The organism is Maribacter polysiphoniae (assembly GCF_003148665.1).
Classification (GTDB): Bacteria; Bacteroidota; Bacteroidia; order Flavobacteriales; family Flavobacteriaceae; genus Maribacter_A; species Maribacter_A polysiphoniae.
This window is the reverse complement of record NZ_QGGQ01000004.1, coordinates 346063-364057: the sequence shown is the minus strand read 5'-3', so window position 1 is coordinate 364057 and position 17995 is coordinate 346063. Positions and strand designations below refer to the sequence as shown.

Sequence of the window (17995 nt, the reverse complement as noted above, 5' to 3'; positions counted from 1 at the left end):
GGATTGGGGCGAACGGCCAAAGGCATAATAAACTATAGGCCTACGGATTGCACAAAAAAAGAGGCTCTTGTTGTGAATATTAAAAAAAACAGTTTTTACGGGTATATTAATCAGTAAAACAATAAAAAAAGTTAGATTTGTGCGAATTTTTTAGCAAAAATTTGAGATAAAAAGATAAACTGATAATTCTTAGAAAAAACATCAAATGGACAAAGAAATTAATCTGCAATCGGCTGATAATATAAGGGCTCTGGCAGTGGCTATGGTTGAAAAGGCAAATTCGGGACACCCAGGTGGTCCAATGGGAGGCGCCGATTTCATGCATATCCTATATTCAGAGTTTTTCAACTATGACCCAAGTGATATGACTTGGCCCTTTAGAGATCGTTTCTTTATGGATGCAGGTCATTTGTCAACCCTAATGTATGCCCAATACTATTTGTTGGGTAATTATGGTAAGGATGATGTCGCGAATTTCAGACAGTGGGGTTCGATTACTCCAGGACACCCTGAAGTTGATGTTGCAAGAGGTATAGAAAACACATCCGGTCCATTGGGACAGGGGCATACCATGGGTGTTGGGGCAGCTGTGGCTGCGAAGTTCCTTCAGGCCCGTTTTGGCAATTGGATGAACCATAAAATATATGGTTTTATTTCCGATGGGGGGGTACAAGAAGAGATTTCCCAAGGAGCAGGTAGGATTGCAGGGCATTTAGGCCTGAATAACTTTATTATGTTCTATGACTCCAATGATGTTCAATTATCCACAATGACCGATCAGGTAACCTCAGAGGATACCGAAATGAAATATAAGGCGTGGGGTTGGAAAGTAATCACTATTGACGGTCACGACCACGATGCGATCAGAAAAGCATTGACTGAGGCAAATGCCGAAACTGAGCGGCCTACTTTGATCATTGGTAAAACAATAATGGGCAAAGGTTGCGTTACGGCTGACGGTAGTATGTTCGAAGGCCATTGCGAATTACACGGACAGCCCATCGGACACACTGGTGCGGATTATGAAAAGACATTGTTGAATCTCGGTGTCGATCCCAGCGATCCTTTTGAGATAAAAGCTGAGGTAAAAGAGTTTTATAAGGGTATAGTGGCCAGAAAGAAAGCCGATGCCCAGGAGAAAAAGAGTGAAATCGACGCATGGAGAAAGGAGAATAAGGAATTGGCCGCTAAATTGGATCGTTTTCTTTCCGGTGAATTGCCAAAGTTGGATTTTGAATCGGTTGCACATAAAGACGGACTCGCTACACGGGCAGCATCTTCAAATGTTTTGGCTTATTTGGCTGAAAATGTTGAGAATATGATCGTTTCTTCCGCGGATTTATCGAATAGTGATAAGACCGATGGGTTCTTGAAGAAATCCTATGCCTTGAAAAAAGGGGATTTCTCAGGGGCGTTCTTACAAGCCGGGGTGGCAGAGTTGACCATGACCTCCTTGGCAAACGGTATAGCCTTACATGGTGGGGTTATTCCTGTCGTGGCTACCTTCTTTGTATTCTCGGATTATATGAAACCCGCAATACGATTAAGTTGTATCCAGGAGTTGCCTGTGAAGTTCGTATGGACCCATGATGCCTTCAGGGTAGGGGAAGACGGTCCAACACACCAACCTGTTGAACAAGAGGCCCAGATTCGTTTATTGGAAAAATTGAAAAACCATAGTGGTGACCCTAGTTTTGTTGCTTTGCGTCCAGCCGATTCCCAAGAAACCAGCGTTGCTTGGAAAATGGCTATGGAAAACTCAAAAACACCTACAGGGTTGATCCTTTCCAGACAAGGGATCAAGGATGTACCTGCCCAAACGGGATCTCGATATACCGAGGCATTGGAAGCTGAAAAAGGAGGGTATTTGGTGAAGGAAACACCAAACCCGGATGTGGTTTTGGTAGCCAATGGTTCGGAAGTATCCACATTGATCGAAGCTGCGCAATTGCTGGAAGAAAGAAAGAATTTAAAAATAAACATAGCATCCATTCCGTCTGAAGGTATTTTTAGACTACAGCCTAAGGCTTACCAAAGCAGTGTTATTCCTGAGGGGGTTCCTGTTTTTGGACTTACAGCCGGATTACCCGTAAACCTAGAGGCTTTGGTTGGTCCCAATGGTAAGGTTTTCGGATTGGACCATTTCGGATATTCGGCACCTGCAAAAGTGTTGGATGATAAATTCGGATTCACGGGGGAAAAGGTATATAACGAAGTTTTGGACTTCTTGAAGAAGTAATCCTAAAGCGTATATCGCCCTAAAAATCAGGAAATATAATTGTAAAGCGGCTTGGATCATAAATCCAGGCCGCTTTTTTTGTTTCCTATTTCATTTTTTTAGGGGTATGGGCTATTTCTAATGCGGATAAGGTATGTGTATCTATTAATATGCAGTAAATTGATTATTTTTTTGGTTTTTTGAATTATATTGAGGCTAAAAATTAAATATTCAATACTATATCATCGCAAATATGGATGCATTCATAGATTTTTTCACCCATTTGACCAGCCTCCAGAAATTGATTTGGATTATAGGTCTGTTAACGGTTTTCTGGCTGTTTGAAGGGGCTTATCCCCTCAGGAGATTCCATTATAAAAAATGGGCGCATGCTATGCCAAATTTAATTTTACTCTCTTCAACGATTTTGATCAATGTTCTCTTCGGTCTGGCCACCCTGGGTGTTTTCAACTGGTTGGAGGAAAATGAATTCGGATTATTGAACTTGGTCGAATTCCCTGTATGGGTAGAATTGGTCCTGGCCATTATGCTGTTGGATTTTTTAGCGCAATATGTCGTGCATTTTATGCTGCATAAAGTACGGTTTATGTGGCGGTTTCATATGGTGCACCATAGTGATACCAACATCGATGTGACATCGGGTACACGGCATCACCCGATAGATTTTGTCATGAGGGAGACTTTTGCCTTGCTGGCTATTGTGATCGCGGGGTTACCCTTGGCGTATTATGTGATATACCGGGTGTTGACTATTTTGTTCACGTACTTTTCCCACGCCAACATAAGCCTACCGATTTGGTTGGATAAGATTATTAGCCTGGTTTTTATTTCACCAAATACGCATAAATTCCACCACCATCATAAAGTGCCTTGGACCGATACCAATTACGGTAACATCTTCTCACTCTGGGATAGGGCATTTGGCACCTTTGTGTACCATAATCCCAAAGACATCGTATATGGCTTGGATATTTTGGATGACGATAAATCAAATGATATCCTGTATCAATTGAAAGTGCCATTTATTTACAAAAAGAATAATATGGAGATATGATGTTTTTTGAGGTAAAGCCTTTAAAAAACAGGGCTAATATGTTCATTTCAAAGCTTTTTATGATTAAATTGAACAATGCTTTATAAAAGCATTACCGACCGTATTAATTAAACCGATAGTATGAAAAAAACAAGTAGCCAAAAGAAAACAATGCTAAGTAGTACGAATTCTAGGAGAACTTTTGTCAAAAACACCGCTTTGATTTCCGGAGCATTGGTATTGCCGACGTTTCAGATGGATGCCATGGTGAATGTATTCAATGAAAAGAAATTGAAAATTGCCTTGGTAGGATGTGGTGGCCGTGGAACAGGGGCCGCTGTACAGGCACTGAGAGCAGATGAAAATATTGAGTTGGTTGCCATGGCAGACGCTTTTGAGGATAGGCTTAAAAGTAGTCTCATGAATATTTCCAAGGAAATGGGAGAGACCAAAAAGGTTAATGTAAAGGAAGAACATCAATTTGTGGGTTTTGACGCAGCCAAAAAGGCAATTGATCTTGCCGATGTGGTTATCTTGGCCACACCTCCTGGATTTAGGCCCCAACATTTTGAGTATGCCATTGATGCAGGTAAACATGTATTTATGGAAAAACCTGTGGCTACCGATGTACCCGGTGTTCGCAAGGTCTTGGCAGCGGCAAAAAAAGCTAAAGCGAATAAGTTGAACGTGGTCGTTGGCCTTCAAAGACATTACCAATCGAGTTATTTGGCCGCTTTAGAGCAATTGAAACAAAACAAGATAGGTAAGATAGTTTCCGGGCAAGTATATTGGAACAGTTCTGGCGTTTGGGTACGGGAGCGACAACCTGGGCAATCCGAATTGGAATATCAAATGCGTAATTGGTATTATTTTAATTGGTTGTGTGGGGATCATATTCTGGAGCAACATATACATAATATTGATGTGGCAAATTGGTTCATTGGGGAAACCCCTATTTCTGCCCAAGGTATGGGAGGAAGACAGGTAAGGACCGGTAAAGACCATGGGGAGATTTTTGACCATCATTTTGTTGAATATACCTATCCAAGTGGGGCTGTGGTCGCAAGTCAGTGCAGGCATCAACCTGATACGATGCGAAGGGTCGCAGAGTTCTTCCAAGGAACGAAAGGAACTGTTTCAACGGCAGGTGATAATGTGGAAATGAAAGATTGGGACGGGAACGCTATATTCAACCATAGGGGCAAGGACGATCCCAATCCTTACCAAGTGGAACATGATAAGTTGTTTGCATCCATTAGGAGTGGAGGGGTAATCAGTAATGCCGAAAATGGGGCGAACAGTACCATGAGTGCCATCATAGGACGAATGGCCACTTATTCCGGACAGATTATCACATGGGAAGAGGCTATGAAATCAGAATTGAAATTGGTTCCCGACGAATTGACCTGGGCCTCACCTGCACCGGTACTGCCGAATGCAGACGGCAGTTACAATATACCTATGCCAGGCAAGACTGTTGTAATGTAGGGTAACCATCATCCTATATGCTGTAAAATGTTACGATTGTCCCTGCTTTTGGTAGGGACAATTCTTTTTTGTGGCTGGGATGATGTCTACGGATTCCATTTAAATAACCCTTAAAATGCTGGGGCTCAAGTATATTTTTGGTCCATGACCCACCGGAGGATTTTTTAGGGAATACGGACAAACGAAGCTGGAAACTCCTCTTTACAGGGCGAAAATGATTTGTGTGTGATCATAGGCACAATGTAAACCAGGCAGGGTACCAATTGGACGGAAATCATTAAGTATACCTTGTGTTTTATTTTGGTATAATGATATTTGTCATGGTTTCATTTTTGTAAAAATCATAGCTTTATGTAAATCTTAAAACCATATATACTATGACAATCAACATTCAATATGTTCAAATGCCTACCAGTGAAGCAATGAATGAATTAATAACCGTTAAATTGAATCGCCTTGCTGCAAAATTTGAATGGGTAATACGGGCGGAAGTTTATTTTAAGCAAGAAAATGATCCCACGGGTAAGGGTAAAATATGTGAAATGGAACTCAGTGCCCCTGGACCCCGGATTTTTGCAAGATCTAATGAGGATGATTTTGAGAAAGCGGCAGCAAATACCATTAAAGACCTTGAAAAACAATTGAACAAGAGAAAAGCCGTTATGAATAAGCGTTAATACCAATTGTATAAACCTTAATATTATTTCTTATGAAGAAAATACTCGTACCGGTTGACTTTTCTGAATTCTCTGAAAATGCCTTGGAGGTTGCAGCCCATTTGGCTAAAAAAATTGATGCCGATTTAATCTTATTGCACATGCTGGGCCTTTCTGAGGCTATTTTCACAAAAGATGAAGCCCAGGAGTTTATGGAGGCCCAATATTATATGAAATTGGCGAAGAAAAGATTCAATGAATTTTTGGATAAGCCCTTTCTCAAGGGGGTGAGGATGTTTGAGATCGTACAGAACTACAAGGATTTCAACGAATTGAACAACGTTGTAAAGGAACATGGAATAGACCTTGTGGTCATGGGGTCCCATGGGGCAACAGGTCTCAGTGGACTGTTCGTAGGGTCAAATACCGAAAAGGTGGTTAGAAATTGTGAGGTGCCTGTGCTTGTCATCAAAAAGAAAAGAACCGATTTTGACATTAAGAAAGCGGTGTTCGCCAGTGATTTTGGGCTTGAACATAAGGAAGTGTACCATAAGGCCTTGAAGTTTTTCGACATGTTGGATGTTGAAGTCCATAAAGTCTATATAAACAGGCCCAATCAATATTTTAAAAGTACCGAGGAAATCAAGGAACAAATAGATGTTTTTATGGGTGTGGCGCATCACGGTAAAATACCCGCCAAGGAAAATGTCACCATTCTCAATGATTATAGTATAGAACAGGGTATTTATAATTACGCCCAAACCATAAATGCCGATATTATCGCACTTCCTACCCGTGGAAGAAAAGGGCTTGCACACTTTTTTAAAGGCAGTGTAGGGGAGGATATTGCGAATAGGGCTGACTTACCCGTTATCACTTTCCGGGTGTGATTGGGTTTCAAAAAGTAATCTAAGTTTGCCCAGAAGAATTAATTCCGATTTGTTCTTTTGGGCAGATGATGATGCAATGGCCTGTGCGATGTTCCACACCCATTTTCTCAATCTAGGGGTAAAGCGCGATGGGTTCTTATCGAAATAGTCACAAAACTGTTTAAAACAGGTACTGCTTTCCGCGTTGATTTTTTGCATACGGGTAAAAACCCCTTCAATGGTAAGAGCGTCATTTCGGGTAAGGTCCTCTGGATTTTCCCCTTGTTGTGTCAATGCTTCGGATAGTTTTTTTTTAAGCATTTCATGTTCTTTTTCATGCACTTTTTTATCCGCCATGGCAACGGCATAAAATAAGATACCTAGGTGATGATTCAGGGAGTCCTTGCTATTTTCCATGGTCGTTCCAATTCATTTTGGGATGTACTTTCAAGAGGTAATTATACGTTTAATTTTTAATGTTCAGGCTGATTTGTATCAGTTCATAAATCAATCTTTTTAATGTAAATTGTATCGTTAAAATTATGACTTATGAATACTGTATTGGCTATTGATATCGGAGGTACTTATACAAAAATCGGTATTGTGGATAAAAATGGGGGTATTCTTGATTCCGCGGTTTTTAGTACAAAATCAAAAGAACCCTTTGCTATTTATCTAAAGGAATTAATATCCAATATAAAACAATTACTGGGTTCCTTGAATACCCAGGATAAGCCTATGGCCATTGGAATAGGTGCTCCCAATGCCAATTCGTTGACGGGAAAGGTTGAGAATCCGCCCAATCTGAATTGGGGAAAGGAAACCCCTATCGTAAAAGCAATCAATGAGGCATTAGGACTACCTGTTTACATTGCGAATGATGCCAATGCCTCTGCCTTGGGCGAGTTGAGATTTGGTTTGGGGCAAGGCATGCGCAATTTTGTGGTTTTGACTTTGGGAACGGGGCTAGGCAGTGGTATCATTGTGAATGGCGAACTTTTATTGGGGGAACACGCCCAGGCAGGTGAGATAGGCCATGTGAATGTGGATCCCAATGGCAGGTATTGCAATTGTGGCTTACAGGGGTGTTTGGAGACCTATGCATCGGTCACCGGAATAAAGCGTACGGTTTTTGAGCTCATTGCGGAAATGCGTGAGGCATCCCCGCTACGCAGTATTAGTTTTGAGGACTTGACAGGGGAAGCTATCGCTAAGGCTGCGCTGGAAGGCGATGCTTTGGCCATTAGGGCTTTTGATATCACGGCAGAGATTTTAGGCCGTAAAATGGCCGATACAGTGGCTCATTTAGACCCTGAGGCTTTTATTCTTGCAGGGGGACTAAGCAAAGCAGGCGATATTCTTTTAAAACCTGTTAAGGCAAGCATGGAGAAAAACCTTTTTGTCGCCTATAAGGGAAAGATAAAAGTATACCTTTCCGATGCGCCTAGGGATGCGGCCATATTGGGGCCAGCGGCATTGGCATGGTCCTATGTTTCATAAGGTTTTATTCCTCAAGTAAATGTTCCAGGTTCTCCACGTCAACGATGTGTTCCGTTATGGCGAACACTTGTTTTCTGTTACTGCGTACTGTTTTATAAAATTTTGCGATATCGTCTTCAAGTTCCTGATGTTCCTCACGGAATAATCGGGTATCATGCTTAAATGGATCTTCTATGGTTTGGGCAATATGGGTAAGATGTCCGTCGACCCTATTTAAGAGCTGGTCCCCCGTTTTTTTGTCCTTTAATATGCCCTCCCCAATTTTTTTGACAGCATCCAGATTCTCCTTTTTTGTAATCCAGATAAAATATTTATCCAATAATTTAAGGAGAAATTTCAGGTCTTGTTGGTAGAAGGTCAAATCGGATTTCCAATGCTTGGTCAAAACATATAATTCATTCCAATCTGTCTGTTGAATATAATCACCCTTTGGTCTAGTTCTATAATTTTCCATGAGCGTATTGTTTTAATCGGCATTGTGCCATTACTTAAAGTTACCTTCTATCACTTGTATTTTTTATGATTTTTATCATGAAGTCCCATGAAATTAAGGGTTTAAATATGGCCGATAACATAACATTTAGTTAAATTATCGAACCCATGGCGGAAGGGTTTGGTTTTAAGCCAAACCAAGAAAGCGCTTTCCTGACTTTCGTTTAATAGTACCCTACCAAATAAAATGAATGCTAGGGGAGGTGGAGTGCATGCAGGTGCGGTATCGCCTGCTATTGGTAAAAGTCGAGTTTGTTCTTTAGGGAAATGATTTCGTTTTGCATTTGCGCGATACGATCCAATAGTTGGTGAATGACCTCGATTCCCTCAAGATTGATATTCAGGTCATCATGCAGACGAACTATTTTTTCCACTTTTGGGAGTTCCTCAAAAGGAATATATTCGGTATCCTCTTTTTTGACGACTTCAATCAAACCGAAATCCTGCAATTGTATGATGAATTGCGTAGGGACCCCATGACTGTAGCAAAATTCCTTTACGTCAATATAGTTATATTGTTCCATCATTTCGTAGCTTTTAAATTGGCGAGCTCCTTAAAAAGTTCCTTTTCCTTGACAGATAAGCCTGTGGGTGTTTTAACGGTATAGGTAATGTATAAGTCACCAAACTGCCCTTCTTTTTTATATACGGGGAAGCCTTTGCCTTTCAATTTCACCTGTGTTCCGCTTTGCGTCTCAGGTTTCACTTTTAGTTTGGCTTTGCCATCAAAGGTGGTTACGGTAATTTCCCCTCCTAAAACAGCGGTATAGAAATCCAAATCTACTGTTTTGTACAGGTTATTGCCATCGCGTTTGAAGGGTGTATTGTTTTCTATGGAGAAGGTGATGAACAGATCCCCTTTGGGTCCGCCATTACGTCCAGGACCACCATGTCCTTTGATTTTTATGGTTTGGCCATTTTCTATACCCGCAGGAATGGTTATACGAATATTCTTCCCGTTGACCGTCAAAGTCCTCTTATGGGGCGTGTATACATCCTTTAAATACAATTTAAGTTCCGCATTATAGTCTTGTCCCCGATACTTGACTTTACGACCACTGGAGAAACCTTGGGAGGTTCTTCCCCCGAACATGGATTCGAAAAAGTCTGAAAAATCATGTTCCCCAAAGCCACCGGTACTATGGGATTGTGGGCCTCTTTGTTGTTGGGCTTTTCTTGCTTTTTCTATTTCATCGGCATGCTGCCAGTCCTTTCCATATTCATCATATTTTTTTCTGTTGTCGGCATTGCCCAAAACCTCGTTCGCCTCATTGATCTGTTTAAACTTGCGTTCAGCCTCAGAGTCATTGGGGTTTACATCGGGGTGGTATTTGCGGGCAAGTTTGCGGTATGCCTTCTTGATATCGCTTGCAGAGGCATTTTTTGAAACACCCAGTACACTATAATAGTCAATGTATTCCATTTTCCACGTTCACTTTGTAAGGTTTCTATATCGTTAAACCGAAGGGTTCGATATTAGGCTTGATAAAGTACATTTCTGTTATCTTTCCCAACTTGGATGACACCGTCGGCAATGATCAAAATCTCCTTTTCCACTGCAACAAAATCCGTTATGAGTGATGTGATATTTTTTTTGATCCAAGATTGCTCTTTGTAAATAGCTCTAGGGTCATAGTCCGATGCTCCCTTGATAATACCACCCAATCGATTTTGATGGTCTTTCAAGCGCTTTTTTAAACGGCCGCAGGTATAACATAGATCTTGGAAGCGCATGAGGCTTTCGCGTACTTCATCCAAATTTTCATTTTGTACTATCTCATCGAAATAACGATCCAATAGTTGTTGTAAAAACCGGATATCCTTGGTTTGTACCTCCAATTTCGATTTTAATTGTTCACATTCCTTTAGGTAGGTGTTCCATGTACCCCTTGTGTTCAAAATATCCAAAGAAGAAATCAGTTTTCCCATAATAGATTATTTTGACTAAAATTAAACTTATAAATAATTTTATAATATGATTTTTATCATAACCCCGAAATGGCTTATGGGGTAACTTACTTTATAATTATAGAAGGTTATATTTGCTTTCAGGACTAATGGCAAATTGAGGCAATTCTAGTAAGAGGAATGAAGAATTTCGCGCAAAACAATACTATTTTCAACTTGCTTTCCGAAGCGGTTTCAGAAGGGATATTGGTTATTAATCGAGAGCATGTTATTGTGGCCACGAATTCCAAAGCGGATCAAATGTTCGGTTATGGGGAACAGGAACTTATTGGGAAGCCTATACACATCTTGGTACCAGATTCCCATCGCAATAATCACGATTTTAATGTAAATAGGTTTTTTAACACGCATAGGTCCAGTAAAATGATGGTTGATCGCCTGCTCTTTGGCCTGCGAAAGGATCGGGTGGAATTTCCGATACAAATAAGCCTTAATCCTTTTGAAACGGATGGTTCCCATTATGTTTTTGCCTTGGTATTCGATAAGACCGAGCTTAGTAATAGGGATTTGCAAATCCAGGAATTGAATGAACATCTCGAGAAAAAGATCAAGACCAGAACCTATGAATTGAGGGAGACCGTTGCCAAATTGAGAAAAGAAGTCAAGAGGAGGGAAGAGGCCGAAATCAGGATGAAATCAGCATTGGAACGCGAACGTGAACTGGGGGCATTGAAGACAAAATTCCTGTCACTGGTTTCCCATGAATTCAAGACGCCACTGAGCGGGATACTTTCCTCTGCCACACTTGTGGGCAAGTATAAGGAAGCCCACCATCAGGAAAAGCGCCTAAAACACATCAATACAATCATTGGGGAGGTTAGGCACTTAAATAGTATTCTGACCGATTTTCTATCCATGGAAAGGCTGGAAAAAGGAAAAGAAATTTATGGGTTCACTACGTTTTCCCTAAGTAAAATTGTCAATGAGGTAGTATACAACGCCAACATGTTGTTGAAGATAGGCCAACATATCAATTACCCCCAGAATATAGATGATATTATCATTCATCAAGACGAGAAGATCGTAACCTTAATATTGACTAACTTGCTCTATAATTCAATAAAATATTCCCCCGAGGATAGCGATATAGATATTTCGATTGAGATTGTGGAAAGTCAGATGGTACTAAAGATCCAGGACCAAGGTATCGGCATACCAGCGAAGGATCAAAAACATATTTTTGAACGTTATTTTAGGGCAGAGAATGCCCTTTTGAACCAAGGAACGGGCATTGGTCTAAATATTATAAAGGATCATATAGAAAACCTTGAAGGAAAGATTTATTTTATAAGCAAACAAAATGAGGGAACGACCTTTACGGTTGAGCTTCCCATCAACAATCGAATAGATACAGGATTAAACTAGGTAATGATGAGTAAAGTATTATTGATAGAGGATGATCCCGTGCTTAGGGATAATACAGCTGAATTATTGGAACTTTCAGATTATGAAATGTTTACGGCGTCCAATGGGAAGAAAGGGGTTAAGATTGCAAAAGAGGTTTTACCCGATGTGATCATCTGCGACATCATGATGCCCGAACTGGATGGGTATGGTGTTTTGGAACAGTTGGCAGAAGATCAATCGACCAAGCACATTCCTTTCATTTTCCTATCGGCCAAAACGGAACGAAAGGATATTCGTAAAGGAATGAACCTCGGGGCTGATGATTACTTGACAAAACCTTTTGAAGAATCCGATCTCATTGGTGCGATTGAGAGTAGGTTGGCCAGGGCTGCCATTTTAAAGGAAATCCAAAATTCAAAACCTGAAAAGGAAGAGGAAATAGATTTGGGAATCTGCTCTATTCATGAATTCAAGAATTATTTGGATGACAATGGGGATGAATTGGAATTCGCCCAAGGCGAGCAGATCTATCATGAGGGAGGTAATGTGCATATGATCTATTTAATCATAAAAGGGATTGTAAAGACCCATAAACTGGATGAAAATGGAAAGGAACTGATTACTGCGATTTATAAAGAGGATGATTTCTTCGGTTTTTCATCCCTGTCGGCCCACGAAGTTTATGAGGAATATGCTACCGCTATGGAAGATACCAAATTGGTTGGGGTAAACAAGGATAAGTTACGGGTGGTCTTACAGGAGAACCACAGCCTTGCCCTTGAGTTAATGCATGTCCTGGCAGAAAACCTTACCGATGCCAAAAAACAATTATTGGAAATGGCCTATGGGTCCGTACGCAAGAAGACGGCAAGTACCCTCTTGAAGTTTGCCGATAAGCTTGAGCGCGATAAACAAGGGAATATACAGATCTTACGTAGCGATCTCGCCAGCGTTGCAGGGATGGCCACAGAAACCCTGATCCGCACCCTGTCAAGCTTTAAAAAGGAAGGATTGATTGCTATGGAAGACCATAACATACGAATTCTGGATCAAGAGTCCTTAAGCCGAATTTATTGAAGCGTATCGGAATAACGATACATGATGCTGGTCATTTACTAATTGGGGATAACGATTTAATTTTAGGGCCTAAACCAAAATGTTTACATAATGATGCACATTTTAGTCCCAACCGATTTTTCTGAAAATGCCTGGAATGCCCTTAAGTATGGGGTTCAATTATACAAAGACGTCCAATGTACATTCTATTTGCTGCATATTAACCCGATTCCTGCCTATACAGGAGCGGGAACATCCGTACGGGTTTCTTCTAAGATGGCAGAAGGAAATGTTTTGATAGAAAGTAAGGCAAGTCTGGAAAAGCTATTGTTCCAGATTGAAAAATTCGATTCTAGCACCAAACATTCCTATACCACCATTGCCTCACATAATTTTTTTGTTGAGGCGATCAAACGCCAAGTTGAGAATAAGAAAATAGATCTGATCATCATGGGAACGAAAGGGGCTTCGGGCTTAAAGAAAGTAACCTTGGGCAGTAATACCGGTGATGTACTTACCAAAGTCAAATGCCCGCTTTTGGCTGTGCCAGAGAATACCATTTATAAAACACCTAGGGAAATTGCCTTTCCTACGGATTACCATTTGGGTTATGATTTGAATGTACTCGATACGCTTATAGAAATGGTCAACTTGAATAAATCGGATTTGCGTATCCTACATATTTCAAAGAAAGGTGAGAAACTAAGTGACGAACAATTGGAAAACAAGGAATTCCTGAATGATTACCTACAAGATGTGAACCATAGTTTCCATTCGTTGACAGGGGAGGACCTAGAGACTTCGGTACAGTGTTTTACGGAATCCAGGGATATAGATATGATTACTATGGTGGCCAAAAACCTTAATTTTTTCCAGCGTATCCTATTTCGGCCAAAAGTGGAAAAAATCAGTTACCACACGGATATTCCTTTCCTAATACTGCATGAGTAAGTGCTTTATGATTGGCTTTTTGATTGTATCACTTGCACGATATCCCTTTTTTGGAGCACACCCGATTGCCGCCATAATTGTTTGCCGTTTTGGAATAAGATCATGGTAGGTACGCCCCGTACCTGGTATTGGGAAGCTATTGATTGATTTTTGTCCACATCGATTTTAATGATCTTGATCGCATCGCCCAATTCTTTCTTTACCTCCTTGAGGATTGGCGCCAACATTTTACAAGGGCCACACCAATCAGCGAAAAAATCTACAAGAACCGGGGTTTCTGAATTGATGATATTTGTAAAACTACTTTTCATAGGAAATTATTTAACACTGCAAAGTAATACAAAGACAAAATTATTCAACTGATTAATGTCATGGTTTTAAACTTTGTTAAAAGTTAAATTTGATAAAACGAAAACATCTTGTGCCATGAGAAAGATATTGGTTCCTACGGATTTTTCAGATAATGCCTTTAATGCCTTGAAATATGCCTGCCATGTATTCAAGTACGAAAAAAGCGAGATTTTCATTATGCATGCTTATGCCGATGAGGTCTACCAACAGGATCGCTTAACAAAAAGAAGCCTTTTGGACGAGCTTAAGGAAAAAACACAACGAAAGTCTGAAGAAAAGCTTAATGAGGTATTGGAAAGGATTAGACATGAATATCCAAACCCCCATCACAAGTACAAAACAATATCCGCATTTGGTTCCTTGATCGACGAAGTAAATGACTTGGTCAATTTGGAAAACCTGGATATTGTCGTTATGGCAACAAGAGGGGCGACCAATGATCGAAGTCTAACCTTTGGCAGTAATACATTGCAAGTGTTGAAGTATATAAGTTGTCCGGTCTTGGCCATACCTGAAGGTTATACCTATCATGCGCCAAAAGAGTTGCTTTTCCCCACCAATTATTTGGTGCCCTACAAAAGACGTGAATTAAAATTGCTGTGCGAAATGTCCGGTTCCTTTAGGTCGACCATCCATATGCTGTACATAGACCCCATTAAAAAATTAACGCTTAGACAAGAGGACAACCAGCAATTTCTTAAGGAGTGCCTTCCCAAGGCCAGATTGGTATTTGAGACAACCGAGGAGAAAGATAAGACCATTGCCATTACCAAGTACATTGTGCACAAAAACATTGATATGCTGGTCTTGGTCAACACCCGGCATTCGTTTGTAGAGGATATGCTGACAAAATCAACTTTGGATAAAATAGGGTTGCATATTAAGATCCCGTTTTTGGTGATGCAGAATTTGTTTAGATAATTTTAAAAAAATGGAACATGAAACGTATAATCCTTCCTACCGATTTTTCTGAAAACGCCCATAATGCCATAAATTATGCCATTGACCTTTTTAAGGATGTAACGTGTACATTTTACCTTTTACATACCTATACACCGGCTATTTATCAGGCGGAATATGTGTTGCATAGCCCTGGACAGATTGGTCTGGGTGATATTTATCAAGAAAATGCATTGACCCAATTGAATGCATTGAAGAAGCAGTTGATTTCGGAGTTCAATAACAAGAAACACACCTTCATCGTGCATTCGGCTTTTAATATCTTGGTTGATGAAATAGTGGAAACATCCCAAAAAGAAGGTGCTGATTTGGTGATTATGGGTACCCAAGGGGCTACGGGGGCCAAGGAGATTTTTATTGGAACCAATACCGTCCATGTCATAAAAAGGGGCTGTTGTCCTATTTTGGCCATACCTCCTGATTTTAAATTTGAGCAGCCTAAGGAAATATTGTTTCCCACCGATTTTGAAATCGATTATCAAAAGGGGCAATTACAGGAAGTAATACAATTGGCCGAACTTCATCATTCCAATATTCAGGTAATGCACGTATCCTCTGGGTACGACCTAACCAGTTCCCAGTTGCAGAATAAGGCCAAATTGGATGGACTCTTAGGGGAAATCCCTCATCTATTCCATGAAGAACCCAATCAAGGGATTATGACGGCAATCAACGCTTTTCAAGAAAAGAAACAGATCAATATGCTGGTCATGATCCAGAACCGCCATACATTTTTGGAACGATTGTTCATAGAGCCAGTAATTAAGAAATTGGGATTCCATCAGACCATTCCATTTTTGGTAATTCCACCACATCAAAATAATTGACCATGCAGAATATTTTAATTCCAACAGATTTTTCGAATGATGCGTACAATGCCCTCTTTTACGCTTCAAAACTTTTTAAGTCCAAAACCTGTAATTTTTATCTTTTGAATGCTTATAATGAGAATACTCCATTAGTAAGCAGAAATACAAATGCACTTGATGTTAAAGGGCATCGTAAAGGATTACTGGAGCAACTCAATGACGAATCCTGTGAAGAATTGAAACGCACCTTCCATAGAATCAATTTAGATCATAAGTGCCCGAACCATACCTATAAGTTGATTCCAATGAAAAGGGATTTGACCGAAGCGGTTTCCAAAACCATAGACGAATACCATATAGATCTCGTGATTATGGGAAACAAAGGAGGGTCCAATGGTTTAGGGGTATTTTTGGGAAGTAGTACTACCAAAGTTTTGGCTTCGGTTAAAAATTGTCCCATTTTGGCTGTACCTATGAATGCCGATTTTCAGGTGCCCTATGAAATCGCCTTTGCCACCGATTATAAAAGGCATTACAATGCCAAGGTACTCGAACCCTTGAAATCAATGGCGACACATTGCGGATCTGCCGTACGTATTTTGCATATTAATGAGGAGGAACGTTTGTCAAAAGTCCAGGAAAGCAATCTAAAAACATTGAGGGCTTATTTGGAAACCACCCCAAACACGGTTCATTGGATGCCGAGTTTTACGAGTAAAACCAAGGCCATACAGGTTTTTTTGGATGAACTGGGTATAGGAATGCTAACGATGGTGAACTATGAACACGGATTTTTGGAGAATTTATTGAAAGAGCCCATTATTAAGAAATTGACCTTCAATATAGATATCCCTTTCTTGGTCATACCCGGTAAGTCCTGATTTTGGTCATTGTACCATGCGTTTTTTTTCGAGATATTCAATATAATAATCAAAACGTGAATTATGGAAAATATTGGTATTTGGCTTGATAAGGAGAAAGCGCACATTGTATCGCTTAAGAATGATTCCGAAACGTTTAACACGGTTGTTTCTGAAATAGAGAACTATAGGCCTTCAGGAGGTTCGGGTACAAAATCGGCGAAATGGGGGCCCCAAGACGTTGTACAGGATAGTAAATATCTAGAACGGGAAAACCATCAGTACAAATTGTATTTTGAAAACTTGGTTAAAGCCATAGGGAAAGCTGAGAGCTTGGCATTATTTGGTCCTGCGGAAACGGCGGCACGGTTTAAGAAGTATCTGGATAAAAAGCATCCACTTACTGCCACCAAGGTAAAAACGGTGACTAAAGCCGATAGTATGACACATAACCAGGTTAAGAAATTGGTTCGCGATTTTTTTAAAACCTAGGTTTTTAAAACACGAATGACATGCAAATTTGGGAAGACTTCTTGGGGGACCCCTTAATTCTTAAGGGCCTTCGGTTTTTAATATGGATTATTTTTATAGTCTTATGTATTGGGTTCCTTAGGAAATGGGCCAAAAGGCGCATAGAAAACGTCAATTTTAGATATAAGGCCCAAAAAGGGATAGAAGTCATAGGGTATTTGCTTATCGCCATTCTCATACTGGTGACGTTTACGATGGAAAGCGTCAAGGATTATACAATCATAATAGGCCTTTTTACGGCCGGACTCACATTTACCCTTCAGGAATTGATTTTAAGCATTGCAGGGTCTTTCTACATCTTTTTTGTGAGGGTCTATAAGCCTGGGGATCGTATAGAGATCAATAACATCATGGGCGATGTAATCGACATTGATAGTATTTACACCACAATAATGGAAATGGGGGAGTGGGTAAGTAGTGATAACTACTCCGGGAGGATTGTGAAAATAAGTAATGCTTTTGTTTTTAAGGGGCCAATAAAAAACTACTCCATGGATTTTCCATTTGTATGGGATGAACTTAATATCCTTGTCACTTTTGATTCTGATGTCGAATTGGCTAAAAATATCATCATGGACTGTTCCAATGACCTATTGGCCGATTATGTGGATAAGTCAAAGGCCAATTGGGAAAAAATGGTTGAACGATATTATATAGAAAACGCAAAATTAGACCCAACCATTGCCATGCGCTTAACAGATAATTGGGTTGAACTCAATCTAAGGTATATTACCGATTATAAATTAAGGAGAAGTACCAAGCACAAGTTGTTTGAAAGTATCGGGCAATCGATTTTAGCGACAAAGGGCAAGGTTGTCTTGGCTTCGACCACCTTACAATTGTTGAAAATCCCTGAGGTTGACGTGGCTGTGAAATAAAGGTGAA

At 40.2% G+C, this 17995-nt stretch carries 20 protein-coding genes; 14 read left to right on the top strand and 6 right to left on the bottom strand.

What is annotated here, in order from left to right; translation table 11 throughout:
• The first annotated feature begins 205 nt into the window (after positions 1-205).
• The 5 genes from LX92_RS11415 to LX92_RS11395 all read left to right on the top strand — a co-directional run bounded on the left by LX92_RS11415 (position 206) and on the right by LX92_RS11395 (position 6306).
• Positions 206-2239: a transketolase family protein gene (locus tag LX92_RS11415; protein WP_109650615.1), complete on the top strand. Its 2034-nt coding sequence runs from the start codon at positions 206-208 to the stop codon at positions 2237-2239.
• 373 nt (positions 2240-2612) lie between these two features.
• The gene (locus LX92_RS11410) at positions 2613-3293 is read left to right on the top strand and encodes a sterol desaturase family protein (RefSeq protein WP_223308359.1); all 681 of its coding nucleotides are present in this window, start codon (positions 2613-2615) and stop codon (positions 3291-3293) included.
• Positions 3294-3413: 120 nt separating this feature from the next.
• On the top strand, positions 3414-4760 hold the full coding sequence (locus tag LX92_RS11405) for a Gfo/Idh/MocA family protein (RefSeq protein ID WP_109650610.1): 1347 nt from the start codon (positions 3414-3416) through the stop codon (positions 4758-4760).
• A 377-nt stretch (positions 4761-5137) separates the two neighbouring features.
• On the top strand, positions 5138-5437 hold the full coding sequence (gene hpf / locus LX92_RS11400; RefSeq protein WP_109650608.1) for a ribosome hibernation-promoting factor, HPF/YfiA family: 300 nt from the start codon (positions 5138-5140) through the stop codon (positions 5435-5437).
• A 32-nt stretch (positions 5438-5469) separates the two neighbouring features.
• Positions 5470-6306, top strand: coding sequence for a universal stress protein (locus LX92_RS11395; RefSeq protein ID WP_109650606.1), 837 nt, complete (start codon positions 5470-5472; stop codon positions 6304-6306).
• On the opposite strand, the gene LX92_RS11390 is transcribed toward LX92_RS11395, so the two are convergent.
• Positions 6280-6702, bottom strand: coding sequence for a hypothetical protein (locus LX92_RS11390; RefSeq protein ID WP_109650604.1), 423 nt, complete (start codon positions 6700-6702; stop codon positions 6280-6282). The two genes, LX92_RS11395 and LX92_RS11390, sit on opposite strands and share 27 nt — an antisense overlap.
• Positions 6703-6834: 132 nt before the next feature.
• On the opposite strand from LX92_RS11390, the gene LX92_RS11385 reads away from it, so the two are divergent.
• A complete protein-coding gene (locus LX92_RS11385) occupies positions 6835-7785 on the top strand; it encodes an ROK family protein (RefSeq protein ID WP_109650602.1) in 951 nt (316 codons plus the stop codon).
• 4 nt (positions 7786-7789) lie between these two features.
• Here the strand turns inward: LX92_RS11385 and LX92_RS11380 are convergent, their stop codons facing one another.
• The 4 genes from LX92_RS11380 to LX92_RS11365 form a co-directional block, all read right to left on the bottom strand.
• The gene (locus tag LX92_RS11380) at positions 7790-8239 is read right to left on the bottom strand and encodes a hypothetical protein (protein ID WP_109650600.1); all 450 of its coding nucleotides are present in this window, start codon (positions 8237-8239) and stop codon (positions 7790-7792) included.
• Positions 8240-8510: 271 nt separating this feature from the next.
• Positions 8511-8804: a chaperone modulator CbpM gene (locus LX92_RS11375; RefSeq protein WP_211315855.1), complete on the bottom strand. Its 294-nt coding sequence runs from the start codon at positions 8802-8804 to the stop codon at positions 8511-8513.
• On the bottom strand, positions 8801-9700 hold the full coding sequence (locus tag LX92_RS11370; protein WP_109650598.1) for a DnaJ C-terminal domain-containing protein: 900 nt from the start codon (positions 9698-9700) through the stop codon (positions 8801-8803). The genes LX92_RS11375 and LX92_RS11370 overlap by 4 nt, the downstream gene beginning before the upstream one ends.
• A gap of 53 nt (positions 9701-9753) precedes the next feature.
• Entirely contained in the window at positions 9754-10206 is a 453-nt protein-coding gene (locus LX92_RS11365) for a hypothetical protein (RefSeq protein WP_109650596.1), read from the bottom strand.
• 159 nt (positions 10207-10365) lie between these two features.
• On the opposite strand from LX92_RS11365, the gene LX92_RS11360 reads away from it, so the two are divergent.
• From LX92_RS11360 to LX92_RS11350, 3 genes are all read left to right on the top strand, one after another.
• Positions 10366-11610 (top strand): PAS domain-containing sensor histidine kinase, encoded by a 1245-nt coding sequence (locus tag LX92_RS11360; protein WP_109650594.1) that lies wholly within the window; start codon positions 10366-10368, stop codon positions 11608-11610.
• Positions 11611-11616: 6 nt separating this feature from the next.
• On the top strand, positions 11617-12669 hold the full coding sequence (locus LX92_RS11355; RefSeq protein WP_109650592.1) for a response regulator: 1053 nt from the start codon (positions 11617-11619) through the stop codon (positions 12667-12669).
• 90 nt (positions 12670-12759) lie between these two features.
• Positions 12760-13599 carry a universal stress protein gene (locus LX92_RS11350; RefSeq protein ID WP_170117834.1) on the top strand — a complete coding sequence of 280 codons (840 nt, stop codon included), beginning with the start codon at positions 12760-12762 and terminating at the stop codon, positions 13597-13599.
• A gap of 5 nt (positions 13600-13604) precedes the next feature.
• On the opposite strand, the gene trxA is transcribed toward LX92_RS11350, so the two are convergent.
• Positions 13605-13910: a thioredoxin gene (gene trxA / locus LX92_RS11345; protein ID WP_109650588.1), complete on the bottom strand. Its 306-nt coding sequence runs from the start codon at positions 13908-13910 to the stop codon at positions 13605-13607.
• Positions 13911-14025: 115 nt separating this feature from the next.
• On the opposite strand from trxA, the gene LX92_RS11340 reads away from it, so the two are divergent.
• The 5 genes from LX92_RS11340 (at position 14026) to LX92_RS11320 (ending at position 17988) form a co-directional block, all read left to right on the top strand.
• On the top strand, positions 14026-14871 hold the full coding sequence (locus LX92_RS11340) for a universal stress protein (protein ID WP_109650586.1): 846 nt from the start codon (positions 14026-14028) through the stop codon (positions 14869-14871).
• Between the two features lie 17 nt (positions 14872-14888).
• The gene (locus tag LX92_RS11335) at positions 14889-15737 is read left to right on the top strand and encodes a universal stress protein (protein ID WP_109650584.1); all 849 of its coding nucleotides are present in this window, start codon (positions 14889-14891) and stop codon (positions 15735-15737) included.
• 2 nt (positions 15738-15739) lie between these two features.
• Positions 15740-16600, top strand: coding sequence for a universal stress protein (locus tag LX92_RS11330; protein ID WP_109650582.1), 861 nt, complete (start codon positions 15740-15742; stop codon positions 16598-16600).
• Between the two features lie 63 nt (positions 16601-16663).
• The gene (locus LX92_RS11325; protein ID WP_109650580.1) at positions 16664-17071 is read left to right on the top strand and encodes a hypothetical protein; all 408 of its coding nucleotides are present in this window, start codon (positions 16664-16666) and stop codon (positions 17069-17071) included.
• Between the two features lie 20 nt (positions 17072-17091).
• On the top strand, positions 17092-17988 hold the full coding sequence (locus LX92_RS11320) for a mechanosensitive ion channel family protein (RefSeq protein ID WP_109650578.1): 897 nt from the start codon (positions 17092-17094) through the stop codon (positions 17986-17988).
• Positions 17989-17995: the final 7 nt, after the last annotated feature.